Consider the following 14,798-nt stretch of genomic DNA (forward strand, 5'->3'; position numbering starts at 1 on the left):
TTTTCTCCTATCCTTGAGTTAAATCTTCATAGACATGATACCAGTGTCTAGTAAAATCATCACTAAATGGTCCTTGTCTTTTCTTTGCTAAATCAATTAATATTTGTAATTGCTTATTTAATATTTTATCTAATTCTTTTGAATAATTCATTGCTTTGGCATGTTGTCGATATTCTTCTTCATCCAAAATCCGATAATTCCCATCGGGAAAAACTTTTAAATCCAAATCATAATCAATGTATTTTAAAGCTTCGCCATCATATAATGTTGGTGAAGCAATATTGCAATAATAATAAACTCCAGTTTTACGAATCATACATATCACATTATACCATTTTTTCTTAGGAAAATAACAGATGGCTGGTTCTCTGGTATGCCACATCCGTCCATCTGCTTCTGTTACTAAAGTACGATTATTAATGGAGATAAAATGATCATCATTTTCATCTAAAATAAACCCTTTAGACCAGCAGCGATGAATCGTTCCATCATGCTTATAACAATGAATTAATACTTTCTTTCCTATCAGAGAATCTGACATCATTTTCTACCTCTCTTTATAACATTACCATTATACACAAATTACCTATATTTTTAAAGTCTAAAGAATAAAAGTAATTTTTTGCTCAAATTAACATTACCTATAAAAGTAATTTCTATCCAATTTATTAGAAATACTGTCTTATTTTTTTACCAAATAAAAAACCTTCTAATAAACAGTACATAATTATTTATACTATCTATTAAAAGGTCATTACATCACTTAATAATATTTTTTCTATCTAAAAAATAATAGCTATTACTATTTAAATTTATATTTTAATAGTATTTTTAAGTCTAGGATATAAGATCATAAATAAAATAAAGCAAACTACCATTGTCGCAATATTGTATGGTAAATTATATCCTAAATTGGCTGGTAATGGTGTTGCAAACGCATACCATCCAGCAATTAGATGACAGATTGTTTTTAAGACCATAACAATAATAATTCCTACCGGCAGTTCTATTTTATTGATCTTAACTAATGGGATCAATCCTACTAACCCAACAATTGCCATTGGTAAAAGATAATCAAAAATAACCGATAAAGCCCCATAAAATGTAGCAAAGCCTAAAACAAAATGCAATCCCACACAAACTAGTGATACGATCAAGCCATAGACTGGTGTCATTAAATAACTGCAAAGCATCAATACTACCAGTGAAAATGCCACATTTCCTCCTTGAGGCATCTGTGGTGTAAATTGAGTTAGATACTCTAAAACAATCTGCAAAGCCGCAAAAATAGCCATATAAGTCATTGTTTTAGTGTTTAAAATAAATTTTTGGTTTTTCATGTTTGTTTCTCCTTTCTAAAAAAAGAGCCAACAAAATTAAAAAAGCTTTTTTGCAAGCGCAAAAAAGCAATAACTTAAAATTTTGCTCTCTCTACGCTGGCATTACCCAGTTCAGATGATAAGGGACAAGGTTTCGACCTTTCTCAGCAAAATGCGCCCCTGGCTCAACCACTATTATAGATGAATAATCTAAAATATCAAGGTCTTTTACCCTTTTGATTGGATTTAACTCTAAAAATATATCAAGATTTTAAAAAATCAGGCTATTGATTGGCATTTACAATTTATTACAATTAAATTATAATAGTAGAGTCATAGTTTTAATAGTTTTGAATTTATACCTTCAATCTTTTGTATATAAGCAAAATAAAGTTACACTTGTAATAGTCTATATAACCTGTCGGTTTGTTTTGGGTTATTTTTAAAATTATTTATATTGTTTTCTTATATTGTTGTTACTAAATATTATTACACTTTTAAAACTATGACACATTATTAGTAAATTAATTAAATAAATTATTCCTAGATTAAAAATAATTAATAAAATCCGATAAACTATCATTTAATCGATATTTTTTTAATATTATTTTTAATTTTTTTATTTTTATAAAGCTAAAGCTCTTGCATTTATCTAGAAATTTGAGAAAATGATGATATAATGACGATATGTAAGGAGGCTCAATAAATGGCAAAAGTTATTTCTGTAAATGCTGGTAGTTCATCTTTAAAATTCCAATTATTTGAAATGGATGATGAATCAGTTATTACATCTGGTGTTATTGAAAGAATCGGTTTAGATGATTCAATATTCACTATCAAATACAATGGAGAAAAAGACGTTACTACAAAACCAATCAAAGATCATAAAGAAGCAGTAAATCTGTTATTAGAAACTTTGGTAAGTAAACAAATTGTTAAAGATTTAAATGAAATTAAAGGAGTTGGACACCGAGTTGTTCAAGGTGGCGCTTATTTTGATCAATCAGTCATTATCGATGATGATGTTGTTGCTAAAATCGATGAATTAAAATCATTAGCTCCTTTGCATAACCCAGCTCACTTAACTGGATATTATGCATTTAAAGAAGCAATTCCTGATGCTGGTGCTGTTGCGGTATTTGATACAGCATTCCATCAAACATTAGAACCAAGATGTTATATTTATCCAATCCCTTATAAATATTACACTGATTATAAAGTTCGTAAATACGGTGCTCATGGTACTAGTCATTATTACGTTTCTCAACGAGCAATTGACTTATTAGGAAATCCAGAACACTCAAAAATTATCGTTGCTCACTTAGGAGCAGGTGGTTCTCTAACCGCTGTAAAAGATGGTAAATCTGTAAATACATCAATGGGATTCACTCCACTTGCAGGTATTATGATGGGAACTCGTAGTGGTGACGTTGATCCTTCTGTTATCGATTATTTAATCGAAGAAGTAGGAATGGATATGAAAGAAGTTATCACTATGTTAAATAAGGAATCAGGATTATTAGGAATTTCTGGGGTTTCTAGTGACTTTAGAGATGTTCAAGAAGCAGCTCAAAATGGACACGAAAGAGCTCAATTAGCGATTGATATTTTCTTCCGTCGTGTTATCGCTTATATTGGACGTTATTATATTGCTTTAGGTGGTTGTGATGCTATCTGCTTTACTGCTGGTATTGGTGAAAACTCATACTATGCAAGAAGCGGAATTTGTGATTTACTTAAAGAAGCTCTTGGAGTTGAACTTGATGAAGAAGCTAATGTAAATGGTAAGGGAGAACGTTTAATTAGTACTCCAAATTCTAAAATTAAAGTATTCGTCATTCCAACTAACGAAGAATTAGTTATTGCCAGAGACACAAAACGTTTATTAAATCTATAAAACTTAGCAGCGGAAAAAATCCGCTGCTTTTATGTATTTTGCTTATTTTAAATATTGATCTTTTTATTTTAATAAATGCTCTTTAACATAATCTGTAATAATTTCATGTTTAGTCAACACATCACAAAATGATTTTCGTAAATCTAATCGCTGCATATCAACACAACGAATTTCACTTAACTGCAGCCGACTTCTAGTTTTCTTTCCAGACATTATAACATCAATATCCAATTCAAATTCTGGATTGGCTTCACTATCTTTAATTGAAGTACAGGGAATTATCAGCATCTTATATCCTAAATCCTTTAAAACATAACACCAATGACCATCCATTAATTCTTTAGGAAAACCACGACCAATATTAAAATAAGCCAATTGATGAACTTGTGGTCGGCTTGATAAATGATAATAAGTATTATCGATATCTCGTCCTCCTTCTTTTACTAAATGACAATAAAAATATTCTAATTGATTGGTCAGATGTTTTAAAGAACAGCTATATTTTTCAACATCATATATTCCGGTCTCTTCTAAGTTTTCCAATGATTTACTTATTTCTATTAAATTCTCTTTTACACTCATATAAATTCCTCCTAATAATTTATATTCCGTAATTATCAAAATCACTTTTAGTTTTTACACTTTTTCCGATTTTATTCGTAAAACTATAATATCCCCAAAAATTTGTGTTTATTTTTAATCAAATAACTATCACACTTTAATCTTAATTTTCATATAATAATTATAGGTTGCTTTTTAGAATTTATTTGTATATAATAGCAACTAAGTTATTACGGAGATTAATTAAAAAATTTAGCGCCAGGACTAATTAATAATTAGTTGACGAGGACTAGACTTATCGAAAGATTCGGCGGATGGTCTAGAGGTATGATACTACCTGAACAATGAACAAAAATAACGAGTGATCGTTAAACAAATTCATTCGGTATCCTCCATAATAACAAATAAAAATTAAATATTTTGGAGGAATTTTTTATGTGTGGAATTACAGCATTCTCAGGTAAAGACGAAGCTTTACCATTTTTACTTCAAGGGCTATCTAAGCTCGAGTACCGTGGTTATGATTCAGCAGGAGTAACACTAGTCGATCAAAATCAGTTGATGACTGTTAAGACTAAAGGAAGGCTGCAAAATCTAATCAACCAACTGGAACTGGAAAATCCAGCTGGTCATGTTGGAATTGGTCATACTCGATGGGCAACTCATGGTATCCCATCTAATCTTAACTCACACCCACATACTAATAACGATAATACTATTTCATTAGTGCATAATGGAATCATCGAAAACTATCGTGAGTTAAAAGAAGAATTACTTGCCAAGGGTTATCATTTCCATAGTGAAACTGATAGTGAAGTTGTGGTTCATTTATTAGATTCTTATTATCAAGGAGACATGCTTGAAGCATTAAAACAAGTTATAAACCGCATTGAAGGAAGTTATGCATTATGCATCGTTTCTACCTTAGAGCCTGACACGATTTATGTTACTAAAAAAGATAGTCCGATCGTTCTAGGAACTAGCAAAGACGCCAGTTTTGCAGCGAGTGATATTCCCGCTTTATTAGACTATACTAAAGATGTATATTTTATTAAAGATTATGAAATTGCTCGATTAAAACCAGGCGAAATTACTTTCTACAATGCTACAGGTAAAGAAATCGAACTAGAAAAAACTCATATCCCATATGATAATGAAGCAGCCCAAAAAGGTGGCTATGATACTTTTATGTTAAAAGAGATTCATGAACAGCCATATGTAATTGGAGAAACATTAAGAGGTCGAGTTGAAAATGAAGATCGCATCGTTTTACCAGAATTAGAAGCAATTAAAGATCGTTTTGCCACTTTCAACAAAGCTTACTTTGTTGCCTGTGGAACTGCCTATCATGCCTGTTTATCAGGGGCTAATATTTTTGAACGTTTAACTGGTATCCCTACTTTTAGCCAGGCCGCTTCAGAATTTAGATATGGTGATCCAATCATCGATGAAAAAACATTATGTATTTTTGTTTCTCAATCAGGAGAAACAGCTGATACTTTAGCTGCTTTGCGTTTAGCTAAAGATAAAGGCTGCACTACAATTGCAGTTGCAAATGTCTTAGGTTCTACCATTTCTCGTGATGCCGAAGCGACAATTTATACTTGTGCTGGTCCTGAAATTGCCGTTGCCAGTACTAAAGCTTATACTACTCAAGTAATTGTCTTATTATTACTAGCTATGTATATTGCGCAAACATTAGGAAAAGAAAATGATGTTTACAAAGACATTATCAAGGGAATTGCTGATTTACCTAAACAGCTAGAAAAGATTTTAGAAGACGAGCCATTATTTGAAAAATATGCCGGTTATCTAAAAGATTTACATGATGCTTATTTCATTGGTCGTAATTTAGATTACGCTTCTGTTTTAGAAGGAGCTTTAAAATTAAAAGAAGTATCTTACATCCATGCTGATGCTTATATTGCCGGTGAATTAAAACATGGACCAATTGCCTTAATTGAAGAAGGCAGTGTAGTCATTGCCGTAGCAACTCAACCTCGAGTAGCTGCTAAAACTATTAGTAACATTCAAGAAACTATTGCCAGAGGTGCTAAAGTTATCTTATTTACTTTAGCTGGTCAGGAAGTTGGAAATGTTGATGAAACTTATTATATGCCCGATGTAAATCCAATTTTACAAGCCGTATTGGTGGCGATTCCATTGCAATTAATTGCTTACTATGCTGCTAAATTAAAAGGATGCGATGTAGATAAACCTCGTAATCTAGCTAAATCAGTAACTGTTGAATAATATTAAATAATTGCAATTATTATTTAATAGCAACTATCAATATTTAAGCAAATAAAAACCGTTAGTTATCAAAATTATCTAACGGTTTTTTTAACTGTATTTAATATTTAAAATAATTTTTGTGGATAAATCCCTTCTTTGATTAATTGTTGAATACTTTTAACAACAGAATCTTTATCTTCTTTATACGTTACCCCAAACCAATTATCATGTGATTGTAAAACCTTAACACTAACCCGATTTTCAGCTAATAAACCACCGATGATCGTTGGCAGTAAATATTCCGTTTTTAAATCATCAGGTGCTAAATCTGCTAGGAATTTTACAAATTCTTCTTCCAAAATTGCAAACATCTCTGGTTGCAACGCCCACATATTCATCGAAACTGGTACTTTTAAATCTAATTCAATTTCCTTATCTTCTCTAGCAACTGCTTTATCGCCAGCTTTTTCAATGTTATGAGTTTCGCGAATATCTTTTAAATAACCACTTTCATCGACCTGACAAATACCACGAGTTACCCCGCCATTTTCACTTAAAGTATTCTCTAAAACAAAACTTACCATCCCTAATGGTAATTTAAAACTTTTTTCTTTTGGCTCAGTTAAAAACTGATAGGCTACCTGATAAGCTTCTTTACCATAATAATCATCAGCATTAATAACCAAAAATGGTTCTTTTACGACATCCTGACAGCATAAAATAGCCTGTCCTGTTCCCCATGGTTTTGTTCTATCTTTGAATATTTCCCGATATTCACTTGGAATCTGATCTAATTCCTGAAATACATATTCAACATCGATTACTTGTTTAATTCTTGATCCAATAACCCGATCAAATTCTTCCTCTAAATCCTTTCTAATCACAAAAACTACTTTGTTGAACCCGGCTTCTTTTGCATCAAATATAGAATAATCCATGATTATTTCTCCATTAGGACCAACAGGTGCTAATTGTTTGATACCGCCGCCAAAACGACTACCAATTCCGGCTGCCATGATAACTAATGTAATATTTTTCATTTTCTTTTCCACCCTTTAAATATTCTCTTAAAAAATATAATAACTTAAAGTTGCTTTAATTGCCAGTATATGACAAAAAAATTTAGCCATAATAATTTTAATTCACTAAAAATTAAGAATACTAATAGTAGTAATTAAGTTGTGATTTTGATAGAATAGTCGCGTGGGAGGTTTGCATGTTTAAAATTATATTATCACGAAAAAATTACAAAATTTGTTTTATAATTTATGTCTTCATCAATACCCTGGCCTTAGGCTATCTAGGAATAGATATTAACCCATTAAGCTATCTCATGTTGATCTGGGGTGGCATTTTAATTAGTTATGATCTAATCACACGACAGATCAACTTTCAAGATATCAATTTTTTATTAATAAGCGTTTATGGGTTGCTATTATTTTTGGCAACTTTATTAAATCCCTATAGCAATCAAAAATCCTTTTTAATTGCCTTGATGCAAATAATTATCTTTTTTCTAATCTATAAAAATAGACAAAATTTTTCTATAAACACATTAAAACAAGAATTAAAGATAATTATTCCTTTGACAACCACATTAACAGCCATTGCCAGCTTGATTTCAATTTTAATGTATATTACTAATTTTTCCAATCAACAAAATGGCTGGCCAATCGGTATGGTAGATGATCGATTATTTGGTGTTTATTTCAATTGTAATCCAGCTGCCTTTTTAGCAACAATAGCAATCATAATGGCAATGATTGCCCTTAAAAATAAGAGTAAGTATTCATCATTTTATCTTAGTAATATTATTATCCAAGTTATCTATATCTTACTAACTAAATGTCGTAGTGCCCTAATTATTATTGCAATTATTTTAGCCGCAATGTGTTATGCCTACTTCATTAAAGAAAAGAATTACTCTCGTCTTGTTCGCTGTAGTATATCAGTTTTAATTTGTTTGGGAATATTTCTAGGAAGTATCTTTACGACTAATACTTTATCAAACTTGTTTAATCAAGATACTAGTGAAAGTCGTTTTCAAATTGATGAAGTGATTAAGTCAGTGGAACTTTTACTTACTGGTAATATTGAACCAAGTTTAAAATTAATTAACCAGGTTTCTAGTGGACGCATTGAATTATTGCACACTTCATATACGGTTTTTAAAACCAGTCCGATTATTGGAGTTGGCGCTAATAATTTTCAAAAAATTGGGATTCAAGAAACTGATGATCAGGTAGTTAAACAAATTCAAGTAGTTCATAGTCATAATGTAATAGTTGAAAGTTTTGTTACTACCGGAATTATTGGTGGTTTGCTTTTCTTTATTTTTATCATTTATTCCCTTAAAGATATCTTAAAATGTCTAAAGCATCATAATTTTAATGTTTATATGATGTCACTACTATTTACATTAATTGTTGCCTCTGAATTTATTGGCAGTTTATTTGATTATGGTGTTTTCTATGTATATTGTCTATCAGCCACTTTAGCATGGATGTTTCTAGGTTATTTACATTATTTAGCCAACCAAAAAGACAAATCTTAACGATTTGTCTTTTTAAAAATTTAACTTTATGATTATTTTCTTAATCCTAAGCTTTCGCATAATGCAGAATATCTTTCGATATCTTTATTTTTTAAGTATTTTAATAAATCTCTTCTACGACCAACTTTTTTCAATAATCCACGATTTGAATGTTTATCTTTTGGATGTTGTTTAAAGTGACCATTTAATTTGTTGATATCAGCTGTTAATACAGCGATTTGTACTTCTGGAGAACCAGTATCTCCTTCTTTACGAGCATATTTTTGCATTACTGCAGTTTTTTCTTCTTTAGTTAACATTAACTTTTCCTCCTAAAATTTTAACTTAGCTAGCTCCAAGGTATACGTCGAAGTCCTCATATATCCTAGGGATAGCCGCATGAATAATTTTATCAAAATAATTGATATTGTCAAGAAAATTTTAAATATGTATAGCAAATTTTAGGTATTTTTATTTATATTTTTTTACGAATACATATGCTTGATTATTTGATAGATCAGCTGCAAATTGATATCCTAGCTCATTAAAGTTTTTAACCTGTTCCAAACAATTAATCTTGTTTTTGATCAGATATCTTGTCATTGCTCCTCGAGCCATCTTAACATATACACCTACTTCTTTTAATTCATTTTGATACCATTGTTTAAAATAACATTTTACATAATTAATATCATCGCTTAAATATTTTTGAATGATTTTACTATATTGCTTTGCCCCCAAATCCAAAATATTATGATCATCCTTGATCAACTCCAGATAAATCCTATTGCCCCATAGTTGATATAAGCTACGATATTTACCATTATTAAAATAATTATTAAGTTCCAAACGGTAAGGGACAACTCCATCTAATGGTTTTAAAACCCCATAAAAACCCGATAAAATTACCAAATGCTCATTTAAAAAATCAAAATCATCAAAATCTAATAAATCAGCTTGTAAATAATCATATTGAATTCCTTGATAAGATAGGATCGCTGGTACAGTATTTCTCGTTAAATCCATCGTCTGATAATTCCAATAAGCTGCTTGGGCAATTGAGTCATTACAGCGAAGCATCTTTTTTATTTGATCTACATTTAATGTTTTTAAATGTTTTAGGATTTCCCTTGTTACATCTAAAAAAACCGGTAAGCTTGCAGGGGTTAAATAACTAATATCATTAGTCATTTTTTTAGCTGGTGTCGTTATTATTTTCATCTTACTTGATCATTGAATAAATAGCCTCAGCAACACCATTATCTTCACAACTGGCAACAACTTGATAAGCTAATTCTTTGATTTTGGGATCAGCATTTTCAGGGGCAAATGAGTATTTAAATTTTTCAAACATACTAATATCATTTAAACCATCACCTAAAACCATTACTTCATCTGCTTCAATTTCCATTTGTTTAACTACCTGTTGTAAAATCAAACCTTTTTGTGCTTTAACATCAGTTACTTCAACATTATCATCGAATGACGATAAATAAGCAATACCATCGATTAAAGCTAATTTTTCCTTTGCCTGTTCAATAATAGCAGTGTTCGTGTTAAAGGCTTCAACTTTAATGATCTCTAAATCAGTTTTTAAAAACTCATCAACATTTTTAATTTCAATCAAATGCATACATGGCATATCCTGCTGATCACCATTTTCATAATCCTCACGTTGACGTTTAAAACGAGTAATACAACGATTGATAAAAGCATCGCGAACGATTTCCGGTTTAGCAGTCGTATAAAAACCTTTAGTAGTAAAAATCATATAATAAGTATTTAAATCATCAAATATTTTTAAAACATCTTTAAACAATTTCTTAGGAAAGTAACAACTAGAAATAATTTTACCACTGGCATCAGCAAACTGCGCCCCATTACCTAAAATACTATCACAATGCAAATCAAAACGATCCAATACACCTTTTAATCCACCATAATCACGACCAGTAGCGATTGTAAAAATAACGCCACGATCTTGAGCATATCTAATTGCTTTTAAATTTTCTTGACTGATTGAAGCATCAGCTAATAATAAAGTTCCGTCCATATCAGAAACAATCATTTTAATCATCTTTGTTCCTCCTGTCTTTTTCTTTATTTTAGCTTATTTTACCGAACTTCCTTTTATTTTTCTTAAATAGTAAAAAGTATTTTAAATATTCTAAAATGCTTTATTTCCACAAAAAATCCAAATAAACCGGATTTTCTTTTTCCCATGACGCTTCATTATGACGTCCGTTTTTAACAACGTTAATATAACAATAGCTATGATTATCGATCAATCGATCATTAAACCATCTAATATTATTTAACATCCAGTTTACTCCTGATTTACCACGCATTTCTCTTGTTCCAAAACTAAAGTAAACTCGAGTATCACTATCAATATTGTTAGAAAGATAATCTTGTTGTAATTGATTCAAACATAAAGATATCGCCGGTGAGATGCAGGCAGCTTTAGAAAAATACTGATTATATTTAATTACGGTATATAAAGCCATCAAACCACCCATAGAACTTCCAGCAATTCCAGTACATTCCCTAAAAGGGATCGTCCGATATTTTTGATCGATCATTGGCTTAAATTCATTAACTACCCAGTCCATCAATTGTTGACCTTGACCATGAATAGGACCAAAGAATCCTTTGGCAACATCATAAGGACAATATTCATTTAAACGCTGGTTTCCTTCATGACTACATTCCATTCCAACAATAATTAACTTCTTATCATATTGATCCATGAAATCTTTTAAACCCCAAGATTTACCATATGTAGCATCACTGTCATAAAATAAATTATGACCATCATACATATACATTACTGGATATCTTTCCTGACTATAATGATAATCATCTGGTAAATAGACATGGATCATCCGCATACAATCAAACGGTGTCATCGCTACTTCAAACTTTTCAACCATTTTCTTCTCCTTTAAAAACCAAATATTTTTTTAGCCTCAGCCATCTTACTAATAATATCAACACCAAAAGGACAATTTTTCATACATTGACCACAGGCAATACAATCACTAGCATGATGTAATAAAGCTTGATAATGTTCTCTTACAGTTTCCGGTACTTCATCATGCGCTTTGCATAAGTCAACAAATTTATTAACTTCAGCAATATTGATTCCTTTTACACAAGGAGCGCAATGGCCACAATATACACAATTACCTTTAAAAGAATGCTTAGGAACATTAGCTAGAACTTCGGCGTAATCTTTTTTAGCATCTGTCGCTGTTTCATATTCTAAACAAGCCTCTAATTCCTCATCATTGTGACAGCCTGCCATTACTGATACAACACCAGGACGAGTTAAACAATAATGCAAGCATTGCAATTCTGTCATTTTTACTTTAAATGGTGATAATTTTTCATCAAGTAAATCACCACCTCCAAATGCTTTCATTACTGTTAAAGCCACATCTTCTTTTTGAGCCAATTCATATAACTCCTGTCGAACTGGATCAATATTGAATAATGGCTGTTCATATTTTTTATCATCCCACAGATCATTAACATTTTCTGATGGTGGTAACATATCGTAACAAGGATTGATTGAAAATAAAATAACATCGATTAATCCCTTTTTAATTGCTTGAATAGCAATCAAAGGATTATGAGTACTTATCCCAATATGCTTGATTTTACCATTTCTTTTTAGGTCAATTGCATATTGAATCACTGGTCCTTCGAATACCTGATCAAAATCATCTTGACTATCAACATAGTGAATCATCCCAATATCAATATAATCAGTGTTTAATCTAGTTAATAAATCTTCAAAACCAGAAATTACCTCATCCATTTTACGAGTTCTTAAATACTGATTATTTTTCCAATAAGTACATAAATGTCCTTCAATAACCCATTTATCACGCTGATTTGCTATTGCTTTCCCAAAATTGCTGCGCATATCAGGATTTGGAGCATAAAAATCAATAAAATTTATTCCATTATCACTAGCTTTAGTGACAAAACTTTTTACTTCTTCAAACGACTTTTTTGCCAACCCCTCACAACCTAAAGCAATTTCACTTACCATGATATCCGTTCTACCCAATTTTTTATATTCCATAAATATCTACCCCGTTTCTTCAAATAAAAAGGGCAATTTTGCCCTAGAACATGGAATGTAGTTTACTTTAAAGTTTCAACTACAACTGTATTATAACGTTTAAAGCTTACTTCAAGTCAAGTAATTGCCATAAAATAAATCACTAGACTGACTTACCAAATCATAATTCAATTTCAAATATTACTAAATTGATCTAATTAAATTAATTTAAAGTATTTTAAAGCTTTAACTACTCCATCATGATCAACAGTATCAGTTACATAATCTGCCACATTTTTAACTTCATTATTACTATTACCCATAGCTACTGCCACATTTACATGTCTTAACATTGGAATATCATTACCGCCATCCCCAAAAGCCATTGTATCTTCTAGATTTAATCCATAATATTCTAAAAACTTATCAATTCCATTTTGCTTGGTACCACCTTTAGGAGAAATATCACAAAATAATGGATGCCATCTAGCTGAAATACAATTAGGCATTTGACTTAATAACTCATGTTCTTCCTGTTCGCTAATAAAACATTGACACTGATAAATTCGCTGATTAACAACATTACTACAGTCTTTAGCTGGTTGATTATCATTATTAGTAATACTATGAATTTCATCAACTCGCCAATCACGAAAATTATAATATTTATCATGTTCTTCAGTAAAGCCACAAGGAATATTATTGCTTGTGACATAGAAAAGTAACGTTTCTAAATCCTCTTTACTTATAACATTTTCATAAATCACCCTATCACCTACATAACAATATTGCCCATTTAAAGTAATATAGCCATCAAAAGAGATATCTTCTAATACCCCTAAGCCATCTTTCCCCCGTCCTGTAGCAACAAAAATCTTAATTCCTTGTTTCTTTAATTGTTTTAATGCCTCAATAGTTGTACTAGGAATCTGGTGTGTTTCAAAACTTACCAATGTTCCATCAATATCAAAAAATATCGCTTTTATCATTTTATTTTTCTCCTATTTTTATTTTCAATAATCTAAATATTTGTTCCACTGTTTCTACCATATTATTCCAGGCATTTTCCTTATTCATAGCTTCTTGCAAAGTAGTTAATTTTCTTACAATTGGAAAATAAGCATCAATTCCTGCTTGATTACAAGCTCGCGCTTCAGGCGTCACACTGCCGGCCAAAGCAATTACTGGTTTACAATATTGCTTAGCTAATTTACTGACTCCAATTGGCGCTTTACCCATTGCTGTTTGATAATCTAAACAACCTTCACCTGTAATTACTAAATTGGCATCTTGTAACTCTGAGGCTAGATCTATAGCTTCTAAAACTAACTTAATACCAGATTCTAGTTTTGCATTAGTAAAAGTTAAAAAGGCAAAGCCCAGACCACCGGCAGCTCCAGTTCCTGGATAATTAGGATCACTATCAGGATATTTATTTTTTACTATCTTAGAAAAATGATCTAGCCAATTATCAAGTTCAACGACCATTTCAAAGTTAGCTCCCTTTTGTGGTCCAAAAATATAACTAGCCCCATTTTTACCACATAGAGGATTAATTACATCACAGGCAATATTAAACTGACATTCTGATAGTCCGGAAATTACATTTTGATCATCAATCTTAACTAAATCTTTTAATCCAATAGCACCTAAAGAAATTGGCTGATTATTATGATCCAATAAATCAAAACCTAAGGCTTGTAACATTCCGATACCACCATCATTAGTCGCACTACCACCAATTCCAATAATAAAATTACGACATCCATTATCAATGGCATCTTTGATCATTTCACCTAAGCCATAGGTAGTGGTATAATAAGGATTTCTTTTTTCTTCGGGTACTAGAGTTATCCCAGCTACACTGGCCATTTCCATAATAGCTAATTGTTTATCTTCGATTATTCCATATTGACTATCGATTTTTTCTTTTAAAGGACCGGTTACCTGGACCTGTTTTAATTTTCCATGCAAACCATTAACTAAAGCAGCAACCGTCCCTTCACCACCATCAGCTAAAGGTTTAACTACTACTTCGATTGTTGGATCAACTAAATGGATGCCCTCTTCGATGGCCTCACCAGCTTCCATTGATGTCAGACTTCCCTTCAACGAATCAATTGCAACTACAACTTTCATTAATTTCACCCCATTATTTATAAAACAAAGAAATCAAGTCGT

14 protein-coding genes and 1 riboswitch are annotated in these 14,798 nt (G+C 31.1%); of the genes, 3 read left to right on the forward strand and 11 right to left on the reverse strand.

Features of this window, described 5'->3' with window-relative positions; all coding sequences use genetic code 11:
* Positions 1-7 precede the first annotated feature (7 nt).
* The gene (locus Q0K54_RS09790) at positions 8-541 is read right to left on the reverse strand and encodes a DUF402 domain-containing protein (RefSeq protein ID WP_294580836.1); all 534 of its coding nucleotides are present in this window, start codon (positions 539-541) and stop codon (positions 8-10) included.
* Positions 542-812: 271 nt separating this feature from the next.
* Positions 813-1,340, reverse strand: coding sequence for an energy-coupled thiamine transporter ThiT (locus tag Q0K54_RS09795; protein ID WP_294580714.1), 528 nt, complete (start codon positions 1,338-1,340; stop codon positions 813-815).
* A gap of 70 nt (positions 1,341-1,410) precedes the next feature.
* Positions 1,411-1,511: riboswitch (TPP riboswitch) on the reverse strand.
* Between the two features lie 514 nt (positions 1,512-2,025).
* On the opposite strand from Q0K54_RS09795, the gene Q0K54_RS09800 reads away from it, so the two are divergent.
* On the forward strand, positions 2,026-3,216 hold the full coding sequence (locus Q0K54_RS09800; RefSeq protein WP_294580717.1) for an acetate/propionate family kinase: 1,191 nt from the start codon (positions 2,026-2,028) through the stop codon (positions 3,214-3,216).
* 63 nt (positions 3,217-3,279) lie between these two features.
* On the opposite strand, the gene Q0K54_RS09805 is transcribed toward Q0K54_RS09800, so the two are convergent.
* Entirely contained in the window at positions 3,280-3,798 is a 519-nt protein-coding gene (locus Q0K54_RS09805) for a hypothetical protein (protein WP_294580719.1), read from the reverse strand.
* Positions 3,799-4,212: 414 nt separating this feature from the next.
* Between Q0K54_RS09805 and glmS the strand changes: the two genes are divergently transcribed.
* Entirely contained in the window at positions 4,213-6,030 is a 1,818-nt protein-coding gene (gene glmS, locus Q0K54_RS09810) for a glutamine--fructose-6-phosphate transaminase (isomerizing) (RefSeq protein WP_294580722.1), read from the forward strand.
* A gap of 107 nt (positions 6,031-6,137) precedes the next feature.
* Here the strand turns inward: glmS and Q0K54_RS09815 are convergent, their stop codons facing one another.
* The gene (locus Q0K54_RS09815) at positions 6,138-7,052 is read right to left on the reverse strand and encodes a sugar phosphate nucleotidyltransferase (RefSeq protein ID WP_294580725.1); all 915 of its coding nucleotides are present in this window, start codon (positions 7,050-7,052) and stop codon (positions 6,138-6,140) included.
* Between the two features lie 176 nt (positions 7,053-7,228).
* Between Q0K54_RS09815 and Q0K54_RS09820 the strand changes: the two genes are divergently transcribed.
* Positions 7,229-8,566, forward strand: a complete 1,338-nt coding sequence (locus Q0K54_RS09820) for an O-antigen ligase (RefSeq protein ID WP_294580728.1) — start codon at positions 7,229-7,231, stop codon at positions 8,564-8,566.
* A gap of 32 nt (positions 8,567-8,598) precedes the next feature.
* Here the strand turns inward: Q0K54_RS09820 and rpsO are convergent, their stop codons facing one another.
* From rpsO to Q0K54_RS09855, 7 genes are all read right to left on the reverse strand, one after another.
* Complete coding sequence (gene rpsO / locus Q0K54_RS09825) at positions 8,599-8,865, reverse strand: 30S ribosomal protein S15 (RefSeq protein ID WP_294580731.1); 267 nt, start codon at positions 8,863-8,865, stop codon at positions 8,599-8,601.
* Positions 8,866-9,016: 151 nt separating this feature from the next.
* Entirely contained in the window at positions 9,017-9,766 is a 750-nt protein-coding gene (gene yaaA / locus Q0K54_RS09830) for a peroxide stress protein YaaA (protein ID WP_294580735.1), read from the reverse strand.
* Position 9,767: 1 nt separating this feature from the next.
* Entirely contained in the window at positions 9,768-10,622 is an 855-nt protein-coding gene (locus Q0K54_RS09835) for a Cof-type HAD-IIB family hydrolase (RefSeq protein ID WP_294580737.1), read from the reverse strand.
* A gap of 100 nt (positions 10,623-10,722) precedes the next feature.
* On the reverse strand, positions 10,723-11,478 hold the full coding sequence (locus tag Q0K54_RS09840; protein ID WP_294580739.1) for an alpha/beta hydrolase: 756 nt from the start codon (positions 11,476-11,478) through the stop codon (positions 10,723-10,725).
* A gap of 11 nt (positions 11,479-11,489) precedes the next feature.
* Positions 11,490-12,638 (reverse strand): aldo/keto reductase, encoded by a 1,149-nt coding sequence (locus Q0K54_RS09845; protein WP_294580742.1) that lies wholly within the window; start codon positions 12,636-12,638, stop codon positions 11,490-11,492.
* A gap of 197 nt (positions 12,639-12,835) precedes the next feature.
* Positions 12,836-13,606, reverse strand: coding sequence for a Cof-type HAD-IIB family hydrolase (locus Q0K54_RS09850; protein WP_294580745.1), 771 nt, complete (start codon positions 13,604-13,606; stop codon positions 12,836-12,838).
* Position 13,607: 1 nt separating this feature from the next.
* Positions 13,608-14,756 (reverse strand): glycerate kinase, encoded by a 1,149-nt coding sequence (locus tag Q0K54_RS09855; RefSeq protein ID WP_294580748.1) that lies wholly within the window; start codon positions 14,754-14,756, stop codon positions 13,608-13,610.
* Positions 14,757-14,798 lie beyond the last annotated feature (42 nt).

The organism is uncultured Thomasclavelia sp., assembly GCF_944324745.1.
GTDB lineage: Bacteria > Bacillota_I > Bacilli_A > Erysipelotrichales > Coprobacillaceae > Thomasclavelia.

Coding starts and splice junctions, on each gene's coding strand:
- Q0K54_RS09790 (WP_294580836.1), bottom strand. CDS start 541: ATGTCAGATTCTCTGATAGGAAAGAAAGTATTAATTCATTGTTATAAG.
- Q0K54_RS09795 (WP_294580714.1), bottom strand. CDS start 1,340: ATGAAAAACCAAAAATTTATTTTAAACACTAAAACAATGACTTATATG.
- Q0K54_RS09800 (WP_294580717.1), top strand. CDS start 2,026: ATGGCAAAAGTTATTTCTGTAAATGCTGGTAGTTCATCTTTAAAATTC.
- Q0K54_RS09805 (WP_294580719.1), bottom strand. CDS start 3,798: ATGAGTGTAAAAGAGAATTTAATAGAAATAAGTAAATCATTGGAAAAC.
- glmS (WP_294580722.1), top strand. CDS start 4,213: ATGTGTGGAATTACAGCATTCTCAGGTAAAGACGAAGCTTTACCATTT.
- Q0K54_RS09815 (WP_294580725.1), bottom strand. CDS start 7,052: ATGAAAAATATTACATTAGTTATCATGGCAGCCGGAATTGGTAGTCGT.
- Q0K54_RS09820 (WP_294580728.1), top strand. CDS start 7,229: ATGTTTAAAATTATATTATCACGAAAAAATTACAAAATTTGTTTTATA.
- rpsO (WP_294580731.1), bottom strand. CDS start 8,865: ATGTTAACTAAAGAAGAAAAAACTGCAGTAATGCAAAAATATGCTCGT.
- yaaA (WP_294580735.1), bottom strand. CDS start 9,766: ATGAAAATAATAACGACACCAGCTAAAAAAATGACTAATGATATTAGT.
- Q0K54_RS09835 (WP_294580737.1), bottom strand. CDS start 10,622: ATGATTAAAATGATTGTTTCTGATATGGACGGAACTTTATTATTAGCT.
- Q0K54_RS09840 (WP_294580739.1), bottom strand. CDS start 11,478: ATGGTTGAAAAGTTTGAAGTAGCGATGACACCGTTTGATTGTATGCGG.
- Q0K54_RS09845 (WP_294580742.1), bottom strand. CDS start 12,638: ATGGAATATAAAAAATTGGGTAGAACGGATATCATGGTAAGTGAAATT.
- Q0K54_RS09850 (WP_294580745.1), bottom strand. CDS start 13,606: ATGATAAAAGCGATATTTTTTGATATTGATGGAACATTGGTAAGTTTT.
- Q0K54_RS09855 (WP_294580748.1), bottom strand. CDS start 14,756: ATGAAAGTTGTAGTTGCAATTGATTCGTTGAAGGGAAGTCTGACATCA.